The following is a 20,781-nucleotide window of genomic DNA, read 5'->3' as shown; positions in this document are numbered from 1 at the left end:
ATTAATTTTTGACAATGTTGTGAATAGGGTTAAATTTAATCGTTTAAGATTTCATAGTGATAATAGCGCTATTAATTGATGTTGGGCCGATAGTTATGGTGGTGAATGTAGATGGTCCGCCCAGCTTTATAATGGTTGCTGAGCTCAATTGTCCAAAGTTTCCGGGTTTTTGACCGAAATTTTTTAAAAATTGACCGAAGATTTTCAGAAGTTGTCCAAAGATTTCGGAAAGTTGACCGAACAAAATTTTCAAATGTCCAAACACCTCAACTTCTTGACCGAAGACCTAGTACAAATGTCCGAACCCCAATCATTAATACATATCGATTGTCCGAAGCTTGGAGAATATTGTCCAAACGAATTTTCCGAGAGGAATTTTGGCTCAAATGGTGCACTTTTGATACCAAATTTCAACAAAATTCAGAGTTTCTTCCTGCACCCACCATAACAAAGAAGAATTAAATTGAATTAGTTCTCTACACCTTTTCCTACACATTGAGAAAACTCTTTAGCGGCTTCAAAAGCGGATTCTGCTTTTGAAATCGCAGAAATCACTGCAACTCCATCAGCTCCAGCCGCAAACACCTCTGTCGCGTTTCCAACGGTAATACCGCCAATGCCCACTATGGGAACCGTCAAACCAGCATTCCTAATCTCCTTAATAACTTCTGGCCCCTTCACTTCCCTGATGTCTTTTTTAGTGGTAGTGAAATACATAGGACCGACTCCGATATAGTCTGCACCATCATTCACAGCCGCAACAGCCTCTTCCAAGGAGTGACAAGAAACACCGATAATCATTTCAGGTGTTACACGTTCCTCCACAACAGAAAAGGGTGTATCTTCTTGGCCTATATGCACGCCATCCGCTTCAACCTCCATCGCTAATGCGATATCATCATTCACAATAAAGGGAATTTCATGCCTCTTACAAATATTCTTTAGCTCCCATGCAAGCTTCCTTTTTTCCATCCCCACCTTGGCACCGTTCCCTTTTTCACGAAACTGAAAAAAAGTTATCCCTCCGCTGATGGCTTCCTGCAGCACATCCCTCGGGTCGCGACCATTGCAATCTACACTGCCCATCACTAAATAAACACTCAACCAATCCCTTTTCATACCCCAATGCCAGCTTTCCGGTATGCCCAATGATTAGTTGGACCATGACCACTACCAATTCCAAGCTGTACCTCAATGGCACGATGAATAAATCGTTTCGCCGTCAATATGGCATCCTCTGCTGTACAACCTTTTGCAAGACCTGAAGTGATAGCTGCTGCAAATGTACACCCTGTACCATGAGTGTGCCTTGTATCAATGCGCATACTTTTCATCTCAAAAAATCTATTGCCATCATAAACAAGGTCCACTAACTCTTCCTCTTGCCCATGTCCGCCTTTGATGACAACATGGGAAGAGCCAAGTTTATGAAGAATTTTAGCTGCTTTCTTCCTCCGATCCATGGTATCCAAGGTCATTTCCGTCAGCACCTCTGCCTCAGGAATATTTGGTGTCGATACGGTTGCTAGCGGTAAAAGCTTTTCTCGAATGGCCCTGATCGCATCCTCTTGCAAAAGTCTTGCTCCCCCTTTGGCTATCATTACTGGGTCTACCACTACATTTCCCCATCCTTGTTCGGCGATTTTATCGGCTACCGATTCAATAATAACGCCACTGAAAAGCATTCCAGTCTTTAAAGCATCCGGACGCAAATCCTCTGCAATGGAATTCAATTGCTCTAATACCATGTCAACAGGTATCGGATAGACGTTTTGAACCCCTAATGTGTTTTGGGCTGTTAAGGCTGTGATGGCAGACATACCATACACATCCAGCTCCTGAAATGTTTTGATGTCTGCCTGGATCCCGGCCCCTCCGCCACTATCGGAACCTGCTATTGTTAATACTTTTGCTACCATAGGTATCTCATTCCCTTATCCTAAATATCGGTGATACAATGTTTTTGCCCTAGCAATATCTTTTGTTCCATGAACTAGCACTCTACCGTCCTGGAAAGCTACCAAGCGATGGCCTTCTGCTTGAAAAGCTACCAAATATGGATTAGCTTCCACTTTTATACCTTGGGATGACAAAAGTTCTTTAACTCCCTTCAGACTCCTGCCTCCAGAAAAAGTCTCCGCAGGCCGTATCTGTACAGAATCCCTTCCACAGAGGACAGCCGTTTTCGTTTGGTTTTCAAAAGATAAATGGGGATACACCCTATTTTCTCCACAGCTTAGGCACTCAGGGTCCCTTAATTTTTCTACATTCAAGGTGACATACTGATTCTTCCAAAGATCAAAGGAAACAAGCTTTCGATTGCAGTCTTCAAGGTTCCCGGATAATATTTTCAATGCCTCTGCAACTTGATGGGCGACCACCGTCCCGACAGCAGGGGCAATAATTCCGGCTGTATCGCAGGTTGCCCCACCGAGTGGAACGGTTTTCAGCAAACACTGCAAGCAGGGGGTGTCCCCTGGAAAAATGGTAAAAGTGATGCCGTAGCTCCCTACACAGGCTCCATATATCCAAGGGATAACATGCTTTTGACTAATATCATTCATAATCATGCGAATATCAAAGTTATCAGTCGCATCAAGCAACAGATCAAACCTCTCTTTTTTCACTAATGTATCCAACATTTCTGTAGTCACATCCGCAATCTGTGCTTCTATTTCCACTTCTGAATTGATTTGCTGAAGCCGCTCTTTTGCTGCCACCGCTTTAGGAAGCTTTTCATGTGCATCCTGCTCAGAATAAAGCTGTTGGCGTTGCAGGTTGCTCCACTCCACATAATCTCTATCTATTATCGTGAGCTTTCCGACTCCCGCTCTGACTAGTGCCTCCGCATTTCCTGTACCCAACGCCCCTGCACCGATGAGCAACACGTGTTTGTCACCGATGCTTTTTTGGCCTTCCAATCCAATCGGTGCGAACAGAGTCTGTCGTGAATATCGGTCCATTACCCGATACTCATTCCTTCACTTGGGCTGCTGGCTGTCGCGTAACGTTTCTTTTCCATTCTTCCAGCCTCATACCCGAGACGCCCAGCTTCAATCGCAAGTTTCATGGCCTCTGCCATTTTCACAGGATCTTTTGCTGCTGAAACAGCCGTATTCAATAGCACTCCATCCGCTCCCAATTCCATCGCCTTCGCGGCATCAGCTGGGGAACCAATTCCTGCATCCACGATAACAGGCACATGGGATTGTTCAATAATAAAGCCCAAGTTCAACTCGTTAATGATTCCTTGTCCAGAGCCGATTGGGGAGGCTCCTGGCATGATGGCGTGGGCACCAAGTTCTTCTAGTTTTCTAGCAAGCACGACATCATCTGAAGTGTATGGTAGAACCGTAAAGCCTTCTTTTAATAGTTCTTCCGTGGCCTTTAACGTCTCTACCGGATCTGGCAGTAGTGTTTTCCAACACCCGATGACTTCCACCTTGATCATGTCGCAGAGACCGGAAGCCTTCGCAAGCTTGGCAATCCTTACAGCTTCTTCGGCCGTTTTAGCACCTGCTGTGTTTGGTAACAGCGTGTATTTCTGTAGATCTAGCTTTTCTAAAAAGTTTGGCTGACTTGCTTCAAAGATGTTCATTCTTCTAACCGCGAATGTCAGTATTTCCGATTCGGAAACATTCACCGCCTGCTTTTGAATATCAAAGTCCGGGTATTTCCCAGTTCCCAACAACAACCTGGAATTAAATGAATATGTACCAATTTTCAACATATTAACCGCCTCCTACGAAATGTACTAATTCTAATTGATCTCCATCTTGCACGTTCTCTGTTACATGATGTTCCTTTTGCAGAATCTCTTTGTTCTTTTCCACTATGACTACCTTCTGGTTTAGTTGAAAATGTTCTAAAAGTTCCGATACGGTTTTCACTGAATCTGGAATTTCGATAGCGTCACCATTAATAATCAGTTTCAAACTACTCACCCTTTGCATATTCTTTTAATCTATCTATCTTGAATGCTTCCATATATGCTGGCATACGCGCATCCCCAATCATTTTTGATACAAGTTTACCTGTTATAGGTGAAAGCAGGATCCCATTCCGGTAATGACCGGTTGCGATGATGAGATTCTTATACTTTGGATGCTGCCCGAGATATGGAAGACCATCCCCTGTTTGAGGTCGTATCCCCGACCAGGAACGTTCAAAAGTGGCACTTTTCAAAGCAGGAAGTACACGTGCAGCCTCCTCCATTAGCTGAAAAAGCCCTCCTACCGTTACATTCTCGGAAAAAGTGTCAGGTATCATCGTTGCTCCAATAACCAGTCTGTTTCCACTCTTCGGAACAAGGTAACAGCTTTCCGTAAAAATAGTACTTGTGAGCAATGGTCGATCTGTAAAGACAGAGAAGCACTCCCCCTTTACCGGATAAGCAGGAATACTCACACCACACTCCTCAAGCAGCCTTTTACTCCAAGCACCTGCTGCCACTATTATATTTTCCCCATAAAAAATTCCGTTGTTAGTTTCCACACCCCTAATAGCATTTCCATCCATGATTAGCGAGTACGCCTCTACATACTCTTTCACTTCCGCTCCAAGGTTGATAGCCGATTTCGCAAATGCTTGTGTCAGTCGAACGGGATTGACATGACCATCCATAGGAATATTCATAGCCCCTATCACAGCCTGAGAAAGCTGCCCTTCCCTTTCCATTACTTGTTCCGAATTAAGCCATTCTGCCCTCTCCCCTAATTTTTGTTGGAAGGCAATCGTGCTTTTCAAGTGCCTAACCTCTTCCTCACTCCTTGCAAGCTTCAGCATCCCTTTCTGCACAAGTTCTATGTCAATACCCGAGTGCTCTTTCAATTCGTATTGAAGAGAGGGAAACATCGCCCTGCTTTCCTTGGCAATTTCAAAAAGTGCTCCCTCTTCTGTCACTTCCACTTGTGCTCCGAGCATACCTGCTGCTGCACTCGATGCCTTACCCGCCAACTTTTCCCTTTCCAAAAGCAATACACTTTTGCCTTCACGAGCAAGGTAATATGCAATGGAACAACCGTTAACACCACCACCAATAATTATTACGTCATAGTTATTATTCATCCAATCTCCTCCTTTTCAGCGAGCAATGCTGCTTGAAAGGCATTCGCTGCATGAACGTTATCTTCTGCATTCATGATTCCGGACATAACCGCAATTCCTCCAGCCCCTGAAATCCTAAGCTCCTTCAGTTTGTCAGGAGTTATTCCACCTATGGCAATGACGGGTATCTTTAAAGATCTTGTTAGTTTTCTTAATTCCATCAGTCCTTTAGGTATCAACCCCTTCTTGGAATTGGTCAGATAAATATGGCCATATAGGATAAAATCAGCCCCGTCCATTTCTGCCTGTATTGCTTCATCGTAATTATGTACCGACTTACCAACCCTTAAGTTCGGAAAATTTCTGCAAATATCAGACACTCCAAGACTGTGATAGGCCAGGTTTACTCCGCCTACATTAAGCACATGGGCAACATCTACTCGGTCGTTTATGATAATTTTTTCAGGCCGGACTCCTGATCTAATTAGCTCATCAACCAGTTCAAAGACTTCCATTGCACTTCGGTGTTTTTCTCTTATATGGATGAAATCCACTGACTCATTGACTTTACACAAGATGGCAACAAGCTCTTCCTTCGTTTTTTTACCATCTGTAATTAGATGTAATTGCAAAGATCCTCACCCTTTTTTACATCATTTTTTAACGCAAAAAACCCACTCTTTAACGTAAAGAGTGGGTTTCATCTATGTGTGGTAAGTATAGCCAACAGTGATAGAACATTTCCACTTCCCTACGCTAGTACAAACTAGATCAGGTTCAAAGGGTCTGGAAATCACTCTTTCCATCTCAGTCACTATTGACTCCCCTAGTGTTACGAGTTATTCAATTGATGGCTTCAGTATAGCACACAATTCCTAATTTTCAAAAGAAATACATGCTATCCGCTGAATCTGACATCCGTTACAGGAACATAAGGTAAACTTATGCCAAGATAAAGGGACAAAGCAATCATCAAGAGGATTAATAATATAAACCATAAATCCATTCGGGAGTAACCCAATTCATAATAATAAGTCCGATTTTTTTGATTACTGAAACGCTTTGCTTCCATGGCCACTGCAATTCGATGTGCTCGTCGGATGCTCTGGGAAAGTAAAGGGATGCTGTAAAAATAAACCTTGTTCAACAAACCGCCCCTTTGCTCTACTCCTCTTACAATAAGCGCCTTCCTTAAGGTAAGAAATTCCTCCAGGATCAACGGTAGGAGACGAATCCCCGCCATAAAGCTATAAGCATATTTCGGCGGTAGCTTCCACTGTTGCATTAAGGAATAGAATAAATAAACCGGCTGGGTCGTCAAGGCGAATATCAGCCCGCAAAATGCAAAGGCAAGTGAACGTAAACCTAAGTGAATTCCTCGATAGAAACTTTCTTCCGATACGTTTATCAATCCAAATTCTAACCAGGTTGTATTTCCTTTTCCAAACAGCACCATGGAGATTGCCGATGTGAAAAATAAAAAGACAAATGGTATCAATAAAAGAAGCTTCAGCTTATAGGTTTGCCCCGTCATTAATAGATAGACTAACAATAGTAATGTGGTTAAGTTCAGCATCACATTGATATTATGAATAAATAGGACACTTATAAATAAAAGGACCATCGCCAAAAGCTTGAAGCTTGGATTTATTTCATGCATCCACGTTTTGTTTTTATATAGCTCCAACTGCATCCTTTTTTCCCCTGCCTCTTAATCTCTCATTACTCTTCTTATCTATTAACACACCATTCTTTACTGTCCAGATAGTGTCCGAAAACTCTTCTACAATATGTTCATCATGTGTGACCATTAAAATTGCGACGCCTGCTTTCTTTAACCTTTCTAACCATCCAAGCATGGCAAACGTATTTCTGCTGTCCTGGCCGAATGTCGGTTCATCCAACAGAAGGACACTCGGCTGGTGAATGACAGCAGCCGCTACACTCAGTCTGCGTTTTTGGCCTAGAGAAAGTTGATAAGGATGGTGATGACGAACGTGGTCTAGTTGAAAAAGTCTCAGCATTTCCTCCACTTTTTCCAAGACTAAATCTTCGGCCATTTTCTTTAGATGCAGTGTATAGGCTACTTCCGCTTCCACAGATTTGGTAACAAACTGAAATTCAGGATTTTGAAAAACGAAGGTGATCATGTCAGTGGGGATTTTTTTGACCTTTTCTCCATTGATTTCAAGAGCGCCTTCTGTCTTTAACAGCTTCATGAACGATTCGAGCAAGGTGCTTTTTCCTGCCCCATTTTCCCCTATAACGGAAATCCATTCGCCCTTGTGAACTTCCGCTTCGTCCACATAAATCTTTTTTTCCTTACCACGAAAACCTGACAGTTCCTTCACTCTTAATACTGGTTCAACTGTTGTGTTACCCTTTGAAAAGTGTTTTCTTGTGTTCAAATAACTCTCCCAGGCACCCGGGTACCAAATGCCATATTCGTTTAGCAAGGTAGCGGAATGGTGAAATACATCAGCACTTGCGCCATCAGCAACAATTTCCCCATGCGAATCTAATACGATAATTCTCTCTACAAAGTCTAGAAGGTGCTCCACTTTATGCTCCACGATGATGACTGTTTTATCATCTGCGACTTTCTTAATGGTGTCCCAAACTCCCCTGGTACCTTCTGGATCTAGTAACGCGGTCGGTTCATCCAAAAAGAGCACATCTGGCTCCATTGAGAGGATCGAAGCAATGGCAAGTCGTTGCTTCATCCCTCCAGACAGCTGTTGTATTTTCGTGTGGGGATTAGACAAGTGTAACCCCACCAATTTCAATGCTTCCGCTATTCTGCTAGGCATCTTCTTTCTTGGTACACCGAGGTTCTCTAGTACAAACGCTAACTCTTCATCCACATACGGCATACAAAACTGTGCATCCGGGTCTTGAAAAACATAGCCCCAAGATTCCGGAAAAGTGTGTTCCTCTACAAGCATCGGCACTTCCACCACATTCGGAATCAGCCCTGCCAAAACTTGAATAAGCGTGGATTTACCGCTTCCGGAGGGACCTAGGATTAATACCTTTTCCCCTTTTTGGATTTCAATGGACAAGTCATCAAATAACCGTTCTCCACCTGGATATTTCAGCCTTAAATGGTTTAATTGTATGATTGGTTCCATTTCTGCCTCCTTATTGCCTTAAGGAATCATATTCATCCTTGTTCACTGGTCTTAGAAGACTTGTTACTCCCGTTGCTTCCAGCGCTTTTACCAATACATAAGCAAGTACTCCTGCTAAAAGCACCGCTCCGATCAAGCGGAAAGAAATCAGCAATGCCACATTCCACCATACATAATCAAACAGGTATCCTCTGAAAAGGTCTAATAGAAGCGAGCCGACACCTGCTGCTGCACCTGCAAGAGATGCGACAAGCAAATCAAACCGTCTATACCTAAAAGCCATGAAAACCATTTCTGCAAACAGGCCTTGAATCACGCCATATATCAGAACCATCAAACCATATTCCGAACCTACCAAAAATTCACCGGATGCAGCTGCCACTTCCGCAAGAAAAGCGACACCCGCTTTCCTGATCAAAAGATAAGCAACAGTGGCGGCAATAAACCACATACCGTACGTTAACTCTTGAAGCTGCAATCCAAATGGCGCCAACACGTTATAAACCGGAGCCCAGATTTTATATACAATCCCAAATACCAATGCAATGATGACTGTCACCAATATATCTGTAAGTTTTAATCCTTTGTTCATATGCTTATCCCTCCTATGCCTTGATTGTTGTATCTGTTACAGGCCACTGCTCAAGAGTGTAGGCCATTTCCCAAAATGAATATTCATACTGGCTGCTAATGATGAAATATTCAAGCATTCTAGCCTTCTCTTCTTCTGTCGCCTTGTCTGCCAACTCATCCAATCTATTGATTTGCTCTTCCACTAGCTCCCTGAACCATTCACCACCATATGCTGCAATCCATTCCTGATAGATTGGTTCAGCTGGAGAACAATCTTTTAATCTTTCACCAATTTCATAATATAACCAGTAGCAAGGAAGAAGAGCTGCAATCACTTCTCCCAAACCGCCGGTCAACACGGCACGATACATATGGGAAGTATAAGCGTGTGCTGTAGGAGCTGCCTGGAAAGCGGCCTTTTCCGCCTCTGTCACGCCAAGACGTTTTGAAAAGTTTTCATGTAAGGATAATTCTGCCTCGTATGTACCTTGTGCATGTGCTGCCATCCTTGCCGTCGTATGTAGGTCATATGCTTTTGCACCTGCGTAAGCTTGCACTTTTGCAAAGTGGCTCAAATAATAGGCATCCTGCAATACATAATACTTAAACGACTCTAAAGATAAGTTTCCATCTGCTATCCCTTGTACAAATGGATGATGAAAGCTTGCCTCCCAAATATGACCTGCTTTTTCTCTTACAAGCTGTGAAAATTTCATTCTCGATTCCTCCCAAAATTGTTTGTAAATGCAAAAAACCACCTTCCTCGCTTGCGCAAAGAAGGTGGTGAATTCACTAATATAGCTGAAGATAAAAAATTTAGTGTTTCGACCCCACTTCCCTACGCTGGTGTTAACCAGATCAGGTTCTAAGAGTCTTGAAGTCACACTTCAATCTCAGCCTTATAAAGGCACCCCTAGTGGTAAATTCGTATAAAGTTGTTGGAAAGCAATTTCTGATATCTATGTTAATTTGCTTTTTCTAATTTGTCAAAGATTAATTTTACACAGAAGCGGAATTTTCCAATCTCTCCGTCGTCTCTTCCTCTTCTGTAGCATGTTTAGGCAAAGTAAACATATAGAACAACCCAACAAACATTAAACAGCCACCAACAAGAAGATGAAGCCCTTCCACTGTAAGGATTTTTTGAAAAGTCAACGCAATCACTCCGAGAGTAACAGATTGAGACAACATCATCAAAGGAGTAATCCAGCCCTGTACCCGGCCCATCATTTTAGGATCTACAATCCTTGGTAACCATCCACCAATTCCAATGTTGACAAAAGGCAGACCAATGCCAATCAAAGCAGTAAATGCCAAATAATAATACATATCTGGGCTATATCCACTTGCCACGACAAATGCACCAGAAACACTTAATCCTATGATGACCATTTGATATAGTTTCAGCTTTTTCGCCAACATAGAGGCAACAATGCTTCCAACCATAACCGAGATGCCAAATACTACCCCCATTACCATCATAAGCTGCTCATAGTCTGTTGGAGCAAGTTTGTATTTAAGTATATACGCTGGCATAACAGAGAGACCACCGTTCACAATTCCGAATACAAAGAAGCCGATAATAAGAAAGACCAACAAAGGATTTTTTAAAATATACAGCATCCCATCTTTAAAATCATTTGCCACAAACTTAACATTTAGTTGAGTCAATTTGTGACGTCCATTGGGGAGGACAACATGGTCTTCCAATTTACACGCATGGATTAGTATCGCACTGACCATATAAGTGACAAAGCATACAAAGATCGCTCCCTGAAGCCCAACCGTCCAGTAAATGAAGATTCCAAGTGCATTACCAAACAACATGAACAAGCTGCTTGTCATCTGATTCAACCCTGCTGCAACGGTGTACTCATCTTTTGTCAGTATCCCTTGAATAATTGCTGCTTGAGCCGGGTGGAAGAATTTAGATACCGCACTTCTTAAAAACAACAGTGCAAAAACCAACGGCATCCAATCAATGTAAATAGCACCCATAAGAGCAAGTGACAACACAGCACAAATTACATCACTGTAAACAGCTATCTTTTGACGATCCATTCTATCTGCAAGTACCCCTACTAGGAAGAATACTGCGAGTGTCGGCAAGGAATACATTAATTCCGTCAAAGCGGCATAGAATGGCTGATCGGTATACCGGTCCAACAAATACAGCATCAAAGCGGCAATACCAACAATGCTCCCCATGGTTGATGTAAAAGAAGACCAGAACAACAAACTGTAATTTGGTTTTTTGAATATCTCCATCATATTTCTCATCTTTTCCCCCATCAATCATAATTTAAGGTTATCTTACCTTAATTAGTAATGATTGGTAACAGACTTTTGGGTCTTTTTCTCTCCGTCTGGAGGTGGAGGTGGTTTTGGTTACTGGAAAAAACACATGTTAGGGAATCAACACAATTTTTCCGGTACTTTTCCTGCTCTCTAACAGTTCATGGGCTTTTGCTCCGTCCTCTAATGCAAACAATGTAGGTGTTTCAATACGCAGTTTGTCCTCCTGTAACCATTGAAATAGTTGAGCAGCTCTTTCCATTCGTATTTCTCTAGTCTTTAGCACATTCCATAAATCCCCGCCTGTCAACGTTTTGGAAGTATCCATAAGCATACGGGGATCAATATGTACTGGGTCTCCTCCAGCCATTCCATAAAAGACAACCGTCCCTCCAATTCTTGTGGCTTGGAAACTATCCATAAGTGTAGACCCTACCGATTCGTACACGACATCTACACCTTCTCCAGCTGTTAATTCTTTTACTTTTTCTGACCATGATGTTTCATAAAGCAATACCTCTTTTGCTCCTGCCCTTTTTGCAACGTCGGATTTCTCTTTTGAGGAAGTAAGCCCAATGGAACTACCTCCAAGAATTGTCACTAGCTGTGTCAGTAATTGTCCTACACCCCCTGCAGCAGCGTGAATAAGAACTGTATCACCATTTTTCACTTGGTAGCTGTCATGAACAAGATAATGTGCCGTAAGTCCTTGCAGCAAAAGAGAGGCAGCATGTTCATACGTCACTCCATCCGGAATTGGAATTGCTTTGTCATGTGGAACAGAAACCAGTTCTGCATTGGCATGCGGGACATCTGCAAAAGCTATTCTGTCACCTACTTTAATATCTTTTATGGAAGTACCAACTTTAACAACCATTCCTGCCCCTTCATATCCAAGAATATATGGAGGCTCTCCCACTAGATGATAGTTACCTTTTCTTCTGTATATATCAGCAAAATTGAGGCCTATCGCCTTTGTTTGTACAAGTACATCGTTTTCACAGATTGATGGCTGTGGGATTTCGCTATACTGTAATACATCCGGATCACCGAATTTATTAAAAGTTAAAGCTTTCATTGGGACACCTCTTTGTTTTATGTATTGGTAAATTCATTATATTACCATACTATACACAAAGGTTTTATGTTGCAAAAAAAAACACCCTTCTCTATACACGAGAAAGGTGTTCGTTATTAATCGTCGTCATCATCTTCTTCGTCATCGTCATCATCTCGATCTTTCTTTTTGCGTTCTTTCTTGTCTCTCTTTTTTTCTTCTTTTTTGGATACTTCTTCTCGTTTTCTATCTTGTTCCTTCTTAGCTTGTTCTTTCTTCTTCTGAAGGGATCCAGGCAAATTGAAGGTTTCCACCGGCTCCCCTTCAAGGGCTTCACTTACAACCTGTTGGAAGACTTTGGCAGAAGGACTACCCGCTCCAGAGATGATTGGAAGGACGTTTTCAGCGGATTCTTTATCAAACCCAATCCAGAATGCCCCAACAATCTGTGGAGTGAAACCAACAAACCATTGATTAGAAGTGGCGCTGTGATTATTATCAGCGGTTTGAGTAGAACCTGTTTTCCCCGCAACTTCCCGTCCATCAATGATAGCGTTTTTCCCGCTTCCTTCTTCTACAACACCTTTAAGCATGAAATTCATCTTTTGCACAGCTTCTTCAGAGAATACTCGTTCTTTTTCCTCTTCAAAAGAAGCCACTTCTTTTCCTGTTACTGTTTCAATTTTAACAATTCCATGAGATTCAATAATTTCCCCGTTATTGGCATAGACAGAATACGCTTCGGCCATATGTTTCGGGGAAACACCATGAAATCCGCCCAAAGCGATATTTCCAAGTGTACGGTCTTCTTTTTCATCTACTGGCAAGTATAGCTTTTTCGCTGCGTCCATTCCTTTTTGGATTCCCATATCATACAGCAGGGAAACCGCAGGAATATTATAAGAATTTAACACCGCATCATACATAGAAACCTCTCCACGGAAATCCAAGGTATGATTTTGTGGGGTATAGTTTCCAAAATTCGTTGGTGAGTCGTTTAACATGTCATACACATCATAGCCCTCTTCAAGAGCCGGTGTATAAACGAGTAACGGTTTTGCTGTTGATCCAGGCGGTTTCTTGAGCTTGGATGCGCGGTTAAAATCGCGGAATTGATAATCCCGGCCACCAATCATTCCTAGAATTCCGCCTGTTTTAGGATCAAGTAGTACCCCGCTGCTTTGCGCCACTTCTCCTGATTTACCGGTAGGAAAATTTGCTGGATCTGCATACACTTTTTCCAGTGCTTCTTGCACCTTAGGTTCGAGTGTCGTATAAATTCGGTATCCACCAGCTAGAAGTTCACTTTCACTGATGCCATACATTCTTTCTGCTTCCTCAATAATGTAATCCGTAAAACTTGGGTATTTCCCTTTATGTGGATCTACATGTCTTGTTTCTAGCTTTAATTCCTCTTCTTTTGCCACTTCCACTTCTTCTGCTGTGATGAATCCTTGTTGATGCATGAGTGAAAGCACCAAGTTTCTTCGTTGAATGGAGCGTTCCTCATTATTTAATGGAGAAAGCGCAGATGGAGCTTTAATTAATCCAGCTAACGTTGCAGATTCTGCAAGTGTCAGATCTTTCGGGTCTTTTGCAAAATAAACCGCTGCAGCACGCTTAATGCCCCAAGCTCCTTCACCAAAGTAAATCTGATTGAGATATAAACTGATGATTTGGTCCTTCGAATAGGATTTTTCCACCTTTTTTGCTAAGAAGAATTCATCAGCTTTTCGTTTTAATGTCTTATCATGAGATAAAAAGACGTTTTTTGCCAATTGTTGGGTAATCGTACTTCCACCCTGTACATAGCCTCCAGCTTTAACATTTGTTGTAAGGGCACGGAGAGTCCCTACAAAGTCAAACCCATCATGTTCGTAAAAGCGCTGATCTTCAACGGCTACAACAGCCTGCTTCATCACTTCAGGAATTTCATCAGATGGAACTCCTTCAATCTGATTGGATGTAATTCTGCTTGCTACTTCCCCATATCGGTCATAAAGCACAGATGATTGGGGAAGTGGGTCTGTCAGGGCACTTACGTCCCGTGTATTTATATATAATTGCATTCCCAGCAATATAATGAGAGCCATCAATCCCGTAATAAGAAGTAGCGCTCTAAAACTAACTTTTCGTTTATGCTTACTTGCTCTTTCAGCCATAAGAACCCCCTATATGCAACAAAACTAATTATAGTTATTCGAATGCCGCCCCCTCTTTTTTAGGGTGACATGCATATTCAAAGAATGGCCATATTAGAATATGTATGAGCCATTCATCATTGTAGATCATACCATTCCTCCAACTTAAACACTATTACATACCCTTTTTCAACAAAAGTGAACCCCTATTCTCATATTCGAAATTTTCCGGCTATAACTAGAGACTTGACGTTAATTCCTCCACCCCACTATAATGGGAAAAATACTCATTTAGAACTACTCGTATAATCTTGGAGATATGGTCCATAAGTTTCTACCAAACTACCGTAAAGAGTTTGACTACGAGAATTCCCACCCTCTTATTGTAACACCAATAAGAGTGCTAAAAGATTAAGGGGTATTCTCCATGGTCGAACTCCAAGTTATTGCTTGGAGTTTTATCTATTTTGGAGGGAAAAAAATGACATTAAACTTAGAATCTATGATAAAAGCAGCAGCAAAAAAGAAGAAAGCAGACCTTGTTATTAAAAACGGGAGAATAATAGATGTATTTAATTTAGAGATAATAGAAGCAGACATTGCCATTAATGACGGCATGATTATCGGCTTAGGCCAATATGAGGGGATTGAAGAGGTAGATGCTAACGGCGCATTCATTTGTCCTGGCCTTATTGATGGTCATGTACATATGGAATCTTCTATGATACATCCATACCATTTCACCCAGACAATATTAGAACATGGAGTCACAACCATTGTGACTGATCCTCATGAAATTGCAAATGTAAGTGGTACTGCCGGGATACAATTTATGCTAGATGCCACTGAGAAGGCCCCAGTTGATGTATTCTTCATGCTACCTTCTTGTGTCCCCGCTACATCCTTTGAGCATAATGGAGCCTCCATTCAAGCAGAAGACCTTGCTCCATTATACGAACATGACAGAGTTATAGGTTTGGCCGAAGTGATGGATTTCCCTGCAGTCCGTGACGGTAACGCAGCCATGATAGCAAAATTGACACAAGCATCTAGGATTAACAAAAAAATCGATGGACATGGCGCAGGACTTGCTCCTGAAGACATAAATATTTACGCATCCGCCAACATAAAAACTGATCATGAATGCGTCACAGCACAAGAAGCAAAGGAAAGACTTAAGCGGGGAATGTATGTCATGATGCGGGAAGGAACTGTCGCGAAAGACGTTAGAGCCTTGATCCCTCTTGTAAATGAACGAAATGCAAGACGTTTCCTATTCTGTACAGACGATAAACACCTTGATGACTTAGTAAACGAAGGTAGCATTGACCATAATGTCCGCATCTCCATTCAGGAAGGACTTGACCCTCTGCTAGCCATTCAAATCGCTACTTTGAATGCTGCAGAATGTTTTTCATTAACGGATCGAGGCGCGGTTGCACCAGGGTATCGTGCAGATTTATTATTCATCGATAACCTTGAGAACTTCACTATCAAAGATGTCTATAAGAACGGCATAATAACAAAAGGAAAAGGCCCATTCTCACCTATTCCTGTTCCAAATCTCCTACAGGACTCTGTAAATATGAAACCTATTAATAAGGATGACCTAAAAATAAGTGTGAGAACCGATCAACCATGCAACATGATAGAAATCATCCCCAACAGCCTTGTTACCAAGCACATAAAAGAAACTGTCACAACCTATAAAGGGGAATTTATTTCAAGCATTGATAATGATCAATTAAAACTTGCAGTAATTGAAAGACATAAATGTCTTGGGCATGTTGGTCTTGGTATCGTTAAAGGGTTTCAGATAAAGAATGGAGCAATAGCATCTACCGTAGCACATGACTCTCATAATATTGTTACAGTTGGCACCAGTGATGAAGATATGTTAGTTGCAGTCAAGGCAATGGAACAGATTAATGGAGGCTTGGTGGTTGTTTGTGAGGAAAAAGTAGTAGCCTCATTGCCCTTAGAGATTTCGGGTTTGATGGCCAATTTGACTACAGAAAATACTCTTTCTTCTCTAAAAGAGCTTCACGAAGCCCTTCACCTCATTGGAAGTCAAAAAAGCTTTAACCCTTTTGTAGCACTATCTTTTTTAAGTCTTCCTGTTATCCCGGAATTGAAGTTGACTGATACAGGACTTTTTGATGTAAGAAAGTTTGAGCATATTCCCATTCAAGCTAAGTAGAATAAGTTTGGCATGTTTTCCATCACTTCTTTCTAGTTTTAAAAGTTGTTGCTTAGGGTACTTAATTTACAACAATAAACTTACTTAAAATAATGGAAAAGGAGACGATGGAGAATGGAAACTTTCACTAATATCCTAATTGCTTATGACGGTTCCAAGAGCAGCTTGAAAGCAGTGCAAATGGGGATAGATATGAAAAAAAAGCTACACTCACACCTTACCATCTTACATGTCTTAGAAGAAACATCTGTAAATGTCCCAATACCAGCTACAAGACCTGACACACTACCTGCAGGAGGAATGGGCAATGTGGATGGATTGAATATTTATACAAATAATGTGAAAGAAACGGTACCGAGTCAGCAGCGTGTTGCTACTGCCGATGAAGATTACATCTCGCAATCACTTAGCGAAGTGCATTCCTTATTAGCCCAAGAAAGAGTGGAGGCACCAGTCGAAGTGATGCAAGGAGATCCTGCAAAAACTATTTGCAACTATGCCGACACAAATGAAAATGACCTAATTATTATAGGAAGTAGAGGGCTTGGAGGATTAAAGAAATTGATACTTGGGAGTGTAAGTGATAAAGTTACGAATACTGCTAATTGTCCAGTACTGATTGCAAAATAGGCATAAATATATATGTTGCTTTCTATCTATCAGGTTCCGCTTTGGAATCTGATATTTTTTATGGTAATAAAAAATTCACCAACCTCTGGGCGCCTGCATACCGTATAGAGAATTTATTAGAAGGGAGCAATCCTATGTATCCTTATCGTCAACTTAGTTTTCCGCCATTCGGACCGCCTCCCGGTGGCGGTCAAGGACCTGGTTTTGGGCCGCCTTCTGGTGGACCTCCTGGATTTGGACCACCGGGTGGACCTGGTGGAGGCCCTGGATTTGGACCGCCTGGCGGAGCACCTGGTGGAGGTCCCGGAAGTGGCCCACCACCAGGACCACCACCATCTACTCCACCACCCCAAACCGCTAGTTTCGGCGCACCAGGTGGACCAACAGCATTGGCAGTGGATCCAGGTGCATTCTATGGATGTTTATACCGCTATACATGGGTTCGGTTAAATAATGGGGAGCAATTCTGGTTTTATCCTACCTTTATTGGAAGAAGGTCTGTCGCTGGTTATCGCTGGTTCTTCTTTACTTGGATGTATTTCGGAATAGACTCTAATCGAATTCGTTCTTTCCAATGCGTGTGATACATTAAAGAGATAGACTATTTAAAAAGCAACACACCACAGTTAACTGCGGTGTGTTTTTGTTATTGTGATTCTCTGGTTGTGAGTCGATGTGTATTGCTTTTAGCTCCTTGTCGTGAGGCTGCTAAACGCTCTGTTTTCCCAATGGCTCTATGCTCTGTCTGGGATTTAAATAGCGCCTGCCTCTTCTCCAACTTGGCCTTCAACCTCTTATTCACATCAATTCCTCCCTCATCTCTTACCTAATAAGTACCCATTTTGTCCAAAATAAAACACATTGATTTTTTGGGTTAGCTATCATATAATATGTGTCATGACCAACCTAACGAACGGTAGGTAGTTAAGACTTAGGAGGGAAAACAATAATGTCTAGTTCCACAGCCGATCGCATAAAGCAGCACGCACTTCAGCTTTTTGCTCAAAAAGGATATTTTGGTACATCTTTAAATGAGGTAGCATCACTAGTTGGTATAAAAAAGCCTTCTCTGTATGCTCATTTCAAAAATAAAGATGATCTGTATATAACCATTCTGCAAGACCTGATGGACCATTTTGTCAAACGTGTCACAATTGATTCCGCCGAGTTGGAGTCGAATACGACAAGAGCATTGTTGTATCGTTTTCTAATTAATATGGTAGATTTCTGGAAAGATGAAACATTGGGTCTATTGTATAAACGGACTCTTCTTTTCCCAGAAGAAAAATTTCGTTCATCCATCCATGAACAATTTCTTCAAACAGAAATCTATACAACTGATATTTTGTCTAAAATCTTTACAAAAGGACAACACATTGGTGAAGTGCCGCCACAACCATTGGAACCTCTAATTGATGCATATTATTGCTTAATTGATGGATTGTTTGTTCAACGTTTCTTATATTCAAGTTCTGAATTCGACAAGAAAGTCGAGCATGCTTTTGAACATTTTTGGAAAGCAACTGAGATAGGAGGAAGGTAGCCATGCAATGGATACTTATTTTTATCGCAGGTCTACTAGAAATTATTTGGGTAATAGGACTAAGGTATTCCGAAGGATTCACTGTTCTAACACCAAGTATAATAACCCTGATTACATTAGCAATTAGTTTCTACTTGTTTTCTAAGTCATTAAAATATTTGCCTATAGGGACTGCATATGCCATTTTCACAGGACTAGGTGCAGCAGGGACCGCAATTGTAGGGATATTATATTTTGGAGAGTCAGCAAGTCCCTTCAAATTGTTTTTTCTTAGTCTTATGTTAATTGGAATTATTGGATTGAAAATGACTACTTCTGATGAAACAACCGAAACAGAAGTGTTAGAGGAGGGGAAATAGATTGGCATGGATTTTTCTTACTATAGCTGGCATTTGTGAAATTGGGGCAGTTGCATCACTAAAATTAGCAGAAGGTTTCAAAAGACTTATTCCTTCTATTTGTTTTGTTGTAATTGGCTTGTCTAGCTTTTATTTTCTTTCCCTTGCCTTAAAAGAAATACCAATGGGAACTGCTTATGCTGTCTGGACGGGAATAGGTTCGGCGGGCAGTGTACTTCTTGGAATGATTTTCTTTCATGAATCTAAAGATAGAATTCGCATTTTTTTGCTTTCATTGATCATAATCGGTGTTGTTGGTCTGAAGTTAGCACAATAAAAAAAAGCCATTCCAAATTTTCTATCTGGAATGGCTTTTGATTTATATTCTTTGTTCTTTAGGTATTTTAACTTCTCCATCTTCAGATCTTGCCACAATATAAGCACAAGCGGCATCTCCAGTAATATTGACAGCTGTTCTAGTCATATCTAGTAAACGGTCTATACCTAATATTAAGGCAATTCCTTCAACCGGAAGGCCGACCTGTCCTAGTACCATGGCAAGAAGGATGAACCCTACCCCTGGAACACCAGCTGTACCGATACTCGCCACAACAGCTAAGCCAACGACCGTCAGAAGCTGTGTCAAAGTTAAATCAATACCGTACACTTGAGCAATAAACACGGTGGCAACACCTTGCATGATTGCCGTGCCATCCATATTAATAGTTGCACCCAATGGTTGTACGAAGCTACTGATCCTTTTTGGCACACCCAGGTTTTCTTGAGCGACATCCATGGACATCGGTAATGTTGCGTTACTACTTGATGTACTAAAAGCGACACTCATAGCAGGAATAAATCGTTTAAAGAAAATAATTGGATTGATTTTTCCGAGTAAGAATAATGCAATTCCATATGTGACGAAGAAATGTATAAATAAGGCTAAAATGACGACTAAAAAGTATGCTCCCATTGCTTTGATAGCATCTAACCCCAGTCCGCCAACTGCTGAGGCAATTAAACCGAATGCCCCATAAGGAGCTGTTTTAATTACGATATTTACTAGCAGCATTACGATATCATTCGCTTGTTCAAGCAAAGTTTTTACCTTACCCGCTTTTTCACCTAAAGCATTGATGGCAAATCCAAGTAAGACGGAAAATGAAATAATTTGCAGCATTTCCCCTTCTGCCATTGCTTTAATTGGATTTGTTGGAATAATGTTTAATAATGTTTCCATAACCGGGGGAGCTTTTTCAGGTGTATCCTCTTCAGCCAATTCATCAACTAACATACTTTCAAAGTCACCGGCAAGGCCTGGTTGAATAACGGAAGCAAGTGTAAGTCCGATGGTAATGGCAATACAAGTTGTGATAAGGAAGAAAAGAATGGTTTTCAGACCGATACTACCAAGCTTTTTCGTATCCCCAAGTCCTACCACTCCTAGAGTAATAGAGATTAGTACGATTGGAACAACCAGCATTGTAATGAGGTTTAAAAAGATTTTCCCTAGTGGTTGGAACAAATATGTATCTAATGGTTCAAATAAAGATGGTGCATAAACATTTAATGCAAGACCAACTAGAATACCTAAGATAAGACCAATAATTATTTTCTTCGTCAATGTCATTTTCACATCGAAATCCTCCCTTTTGTTATACTAATAAAATTTCTCTCTTCAAACATTGGAGACTTCCCCTTTGAATCGACAAAAGGCGACTTTTTTCATTCTACGGCGTATTTTTATTTATGTAAAGTGATTTATGATAGACCATTTTCCTTACACCTGTTATAATACACAATAAAAAGACCGAAAGTCGGGTTGTT

The 20,781-nt window shown here is 41.3% G+C and carries 23 protein-coding genes and 3 riboswitches; of the genes, 6 read left to right on the top strand and 17 right to left on the bottom strand.

Annotation, left to right across the window (positions count from 1 at the left end; genetic code table 11):
• Positions 1 to 43 precede the first annotated feature (43 nt).
• The 15 genes from FZC76_RS18780 to FZC76_RS18710 form a co-directional block, all read right to left on the bottom strand.
• On the bottom strand, positions 44 to 253 hold the full coding sequence (locus tag FZC76_RS18780; protein ID WP_148989708.1) for a hypothetical protein: 210 nt from the start codon (positions 251 to 253) through the stop codon (positions 44 to 46).
• A 215-nt stretch (positions 254 to 468) separates the two neighbouring features.
• On the bottom strand, positions 469 to 1,119 hold the full coding sequence (thiE, locus tag FZC76_RS18775) for a thiamine phosphate synthase (RefSeq protein ID WP_148989707.1): 651 nt from the start codon (positions 1,117 to 1,119) through the stop codon (positions 469 to 471).
• Positions 1,116 to 1,919, bottom strand: coding sequence for a bifunctional hydroxymethylpyrimidine kinase/phosphomethylpyrimidine kinase (gene thiD / locus FZC76_RS18770; RefSeq protein WP_148989706.1), 804 nt, complete (start codon positions 1,917 to 1,919; stop codon positions 1,116 to 1,118). The genes thiE and thiD overlap by 4 nt, the downstream gene beginning before the upstream one ends.
• Positions 1,920 to 1,934: 15 nt before the next feature.
• A complete protein-coding gene (locus FZC76_RS18765) occupies positions 1,935 to 2,963 on the bottom strand; it encodes a thiazole biosynthesis adenylyltransferase ThiF (RefSeq protein WP_148989705.1) in 1,029 nt (342 codons plus the stop codon).
• A complete protein-coding gene (locus tag FZC76_RS18760; RefSeq protein WP_148989704.1) occupies positions 2,963 to 3,730 on the bottom strand; it encodes a thiazole synthase in 768 nt (255 codons plus the stop codon). The genes FZC76_RS18765 and FZC76_RS18760 overlap by 1 nt, the downstream gene beginning before the upstream one ends.
• A gap of 1 nt (position 3,731) precedes the next feature.
• On the bottom strand, positions 3,732 to 3,944 hold the full coding sequence (gene thiS / locus FZC76_RS18755) for a sulfur carrier protein ThiS (RefSeq protein ID WP_392396855.1): 213 nt from the start codon (positions 3,942 to 3,944) through the stop codon (positions 3,732 to 3,734).
• A complete protein-coding gene (gene thiO / locus FZC76_RS18750) occupies positions 3,937 to 5,067 on the bottom strand; it encodes a glycine oxidase ThiO (RefSeq protein ID WP_148989702.1) in 1,131 nt (376 codons plus the stop codon). The genes thiS and thiO overlap by 8 nt, the downstream gene beginning before the upstream one ends.
• Positions 5,064 to 5,678: a thiazole tautomerase TenI gene (gene tenI, locus FZC76_RS18745; RefSeq protein ID WP_148989701.1), complete on the bottom strand. Its 615-nt coding sequence runs from the start codon at positions 5,676 to 5,678 to the stop codon at positions 5,064 to 5,066. The genes thiO and tenI overlap by 4 nt, the downstream gene beginning before the upstream one ends.
• A 99-nt stretch (positions 5,679 to 5,777) precedes the next feature.
• Positions 5,778 to 5,884: riboswitch (TPP riboswitch) on the bottom strand.
• A gap of 60 nt (positions 5,885 to 5,944) precedes the next feature.
• Positions 5,945 to 6,739, bottom strand: a complete 795-nt coding sequence (locus FZC76_RS18740) for an energy-coupling factor transporter transmembrane component T family protein (protein ID WP_148989700.1) — start codon at positions 6,737 to 6,739, stop codon at positions 5,945 to 5,947.
• Positions 6,720 to 8,177 carry an ABC transporter ATP-binding protein gene (locus FZC76_RS18735; protein WP_148989699.1) on the bottom strand — a complete coding sequence of 486 codons (1,458 nt, stop codon included), beginning with the start codon at positions 8,175 to 8,177 and terminating at the stop codon, positions 6,720 to 6,722. The genes FZC76_RS18740 and FZC76_RS18735 overlap by 20 nt, the downstream gene beginning before the upstream one ends.
• 10 nt (positions 8,178 to 8,187) lie before the next feature.
• Positions 8,188 to 8,769: an ECF transporter S component gene (locus tag FZC76_RS18730; RefSeq protein ID WP_148989698.1), complete on the bottom strand. Its 582-nt coding sequence runs from the start codon at positions 8,767 to 8,769 to the stop codon at positions 8,188 to 8,190.
• Positions 8,770 to 8,782: 13 nt separating this feature from the next.
• Positions 8,783 to 9,466, bottom strand: a complete 684-nt coding sequence (gene tenA / locus FZC76_RS18725; protein ID WP_148989697.1) for a thiaminase II — start codon at positions 9,464 to 9,466, stop codon at positions 8,783 to 8,785.
• Positions 9,467 to 9,568: 102 nt separating this feature from the next.
• A riboswitch (TPP riboswitch) is annotated at positions 9,569 to 9,675 on the bottom strand.
• 74 nt (positions 9,676 to 9,749) lie between these two features.
• On the bottom strand, positions 9,750 to 11,030 hold the full coding sequence (locus FZC76_RS18720) for an MFS transporter (protein WP_148989696.1): 1,281 nt from the start codon (positions 11,028 to 11,030) through the stop codon (positions 9,750 to 9,752).
• 127 nt (positions 11,031 to 11,157) lie between these two features.
• Positions 11,158 to 12,123, bottom strand: coding sequence for a quinone oxidoreductase family protein (locus tag FZC76_RS18715; protein WP_148989695.1), 966 nt, complete (start codon positions 12,121 to 12,123; stop codon positions 11,158 to 11,160).
• 116 nt (positions 12,124 to 12,239) lie between these two features.
• Entirely contained in the window at positions 12,240 to 14,264 is a 2,025-nt protein-coding gene (locus FZC76_RS18710; protein WP_148989694.1) for a transglycosylase domain-containing protein, read from the bottom strand.
• A gap of 260 nt (positions 14,265 to 14,524) precedes the next feature.
• Positions 14,525 to 14,626, top strand: a riboswitch (purine riboswitch).
• A 44-nt stretch (positions 14,627 to 14,670) separates the two neighbouring features.
• Between FZC76_RS18710 and ade the strand changes: the two genes are divergently transcribed.
• The 3 genes from ade to FZC76_RS18695 all read left to right on the top strand — a co-directional run bounded on the left by ade (position 14,671) and on the right by FZC76_RS18695 (position 17,657).
• Positions 14,671 to 16,443 carry an adenine deaminase gene (gene ade, locus FZC76_RS18705; RefSeq protein WP_148989693.1) on the top strand — a complete coding sequence of 591 codons (1,773 nt, stop codon included), beginning with the start codon at positions 14,671 to 14,673 and terminating at the stop codon, positions 16,441 to 16,443.
• A gap of 114 nt (positions 16,444 to 16,557) precedes the next feature.
• Positions 16,558 to 17,073, top strand: a complete 516-nt coding sequence (locus FZC76_RS18700; RefSeq protein ID WP_148989692.1) for a universal stress protein — start codon at positions 16,558 to 16,560, stop codon at positions 17,071 to 17,073.
• A gap of 134 nt (positions 17,074 to 17,207) precedes the next feature.
• The gene (locus tag FZC76_RS18695) at positions 17,208 to 17,657 is read left to right on the top strand and encodes a hypothetical protein (protein WP_148989691.1); all 450 of its coding nucleotides are present in this window, start codon (positions 17,208 to 17,210) and stop codon (positions 17,655 to 17,657) included.
• Positions 17,658 to 17,719: 62 nt separating this feature from the next.
• On the opposite strand, the gene FZC76_RS23245 is transcribed toward FZC76_RS18695, so the two are convergent.
• Complete coding sequence (locus tag FZC76_RS23245) at positions 17,720 to 17,875, bottom strand: hypothetical protein (RefSeq protein WP_187442147.1); 156 nt, start codon at positions 17,873 to 17,875, stop codon at positions 17,720 to 17,722.
• 147 nt (positions 17,876 to 18,022) lie between these two features.
• Between FZC76_RS23245 and FZC76_RS18690 the strand changes: the two genes are divergently transcribed.
• Genes FZC76_RS18690 through FZC76_RS18680 form a run of 3 tightly spaced genes read left to right on the top strand, consistent with a single transcriptional unit; the run spans position 18,023 to position 19,291 of the window.
• A complete protein-coding gene (locus FZC76_RS18690) occupies positions 18,023 to 18,616 on the top strand; it encodes a TetR/AcrR family transcriptional regulator (protein WP_148989690.1) in 594 nt (197 codons plus the stop codon).
• A gap of 2 nt (positions 18,617 to 18,618) precedes the next feature.
• Positions 18,619 to 18,975 carry a DMT family transporter gene (locus FZC76_RS18685; RefSeq protein WP_148989689.1) on the top strand — a complete coding sequence of 119 codons (357 nt, stop codon included), beginning with the start codon at positions 18,619 to 18,621 and terminating at the stop codon, positions 18,973 to 18,975.
• A 1-nt stretch (position 18,976) separates the two neighbouring features.
• Positions 18,977 to 19,291 carry a DMT family transporter gene (locus FZC76_RS18680; protein ID WP_148989688.1) on the top strand — a complete coding sequence of 105 codons (315 nt, stop codon included), beginning with the start codon at positions 18,977 to 18,979 and terminating at the stop codon, positions 19,289 to 19,291.
• A gap of 42 nt (positions 19,292 to 19,333) precedes the next feature.
• On the opposite strand, the gene FZC76_RS18675 is transcribed toward FZC76_RS18680, so the two are convergent.
• A complete protein-coding gene (locus FZC76_RS18675; RefSeq protein ID WP_148989729.1) occupies positions 19,334 to 20,584 on the bottom strand; it encodes a dicarboxylate/amino acid:cation symporter in 1,251 nt (416 codons plus the stop codon).
• Between the last annotated feature and the right edge of the window lie 197 nt (positions 20,585 to 20,781).

This window comes from Sutcliffiella horikoshii, assembly GCF_008180725.1.
Classification (GTDB): domain Bacteria; phylum Bacillota; class Bacilli; order Bacillales; family Bacillaceae_I; genus Sutcliffiella_A; species Sutcliffiella_A horikoshii_B.
This window is presented reverse-complemented; position numbering and strand designations above follow the sequence as displayed.

Excerpts from the sequence above, each read along its gene's own strand:
- FZC76_RS18765 (WP_148989705.1), bottom strand. The coding sequence starts at position 2,963 with ATGGACCGATATTCACGACAGACTCTGTTCGCACCGATTGGATTGGAA.
- FZC76_RS18710 (WP_148989694.1), bottom strand. The coding sequence starts at position 14,264 with ATGGCTGAAAGAGCAAGTAAGCATAAACGAAAAGTTAGTTTTAGAGCG.
- FZC76_RS18735 (WP_148989699.1), bottom strand. The coding sequence starts at position 8,177 with ATGGAACCAATCATACAATTAAACCATTTAAGGCTGAAATATCCAGGT.
- tenA (WP_148989697.1), bottom strand. The coding sequence starts at position 9,466 with ATGAAATTTTCACAGCTTGTAAGAGAAAAAGCAGGTCATATTTGGGAG.
- FZC76_RS18720 (WP_148989696.1), bottom strand. The coding sequence starts at position 11,030 with ATGAGAAATATGATGGAGATATTCAAAAAACCAAATTACAGTTTGTTG.
- FZC76_RS18695 (WP_148989691.1), top strand. The coding sequence starts at position 17,208 with ATGTATCCTTATCGTCAACTTAGTTTTCCGCCATTCGGACCGCCTCCC.
- FZC76_RS18760 (WP_148989704.1), bottom strand. The coding sequence starts at position 3,730 with ATGTTGAAAATTGGTACATATTCATTTAATTCCAGGTTGTTGTTGGGA.
- FZC76_RS18730 (WP_148989698.1), bottom strand. The coding sequence starts at position 8,769 with ATGAACAAAGGATTAAAACTTACAGATATATTGGTGACAGTCATCATT.
- FZC76_RS18685 (WP_148989689.1), top strand. The coding sequence starts at position 18,619 with ATGCAATGGATACTTATTTTTATCGCAGGTCTACTAGAAATTATTTGG.
- FZC76_RS18715 (WP_148989695.1), bottom strand. The coding sequence starts at position 12,123 with ATGAAAGCTTTAACTTTTAATAAATTCGGTGATCCGGATGTATTACAG.
- thiD (WP_148989706.1), bottom strand. The coding sequence starts at position 1,919 with ATGGTAGCAAAAGTATTAACAATAGCAGGTTCCGATAGTGGCGGAGGG.
- FZC76_RS18675 (WP_148989729.1), bottom strand. The coding sequence starts at position 20,584 with ATGACATTGACGAAGAAAATAATTATTGGTCTTATCTTAGGTATTCTA.
- ade (WP_148989693.1), top strand. The coding sequence starts at position 14,671 with ATGGTCGAACTCCAAGTTATTGCTTGGAGTTTTATCTATTTTGGAGGG.
- thiO (WP_148989702.1), bottom strand. The coding sequence starts at position 5,067 with ATGAATAATAACTATGACGTAATAATTATTGGTGGTGGTGTTAACGGT.
- FZC76_RS18740 (WP_148989700.1), bottom strand. The coding sequence starts at position 6,739 with ATGCAGTTGGAGCTATATAAAAACAAAACGTGGATGCATGAAATAAAT.
- FZC76_RS18700 (WP_148989692.1), top strand. The coding sequence starts at position 16,558 with ATGGAAACTTTCACTAATATCCTAATTGCTTATGACGGTTCCAAGAGC.
- thiE (WP_148989707.1), bottom strand. The coding sequence starts at position 1,119 with ATGAAAAGGGATTGGTTGAGTGTTTATTTAGTGATGGGCAGTGTAGAT.
- FZC76_RS18690 (WP_148989690.1), top strand. The coding sequence starts at position 18,023 with ATGTCTAGTTCCACAGCCGATCGCATAAAGCAGCACGCACTTCAGCTT.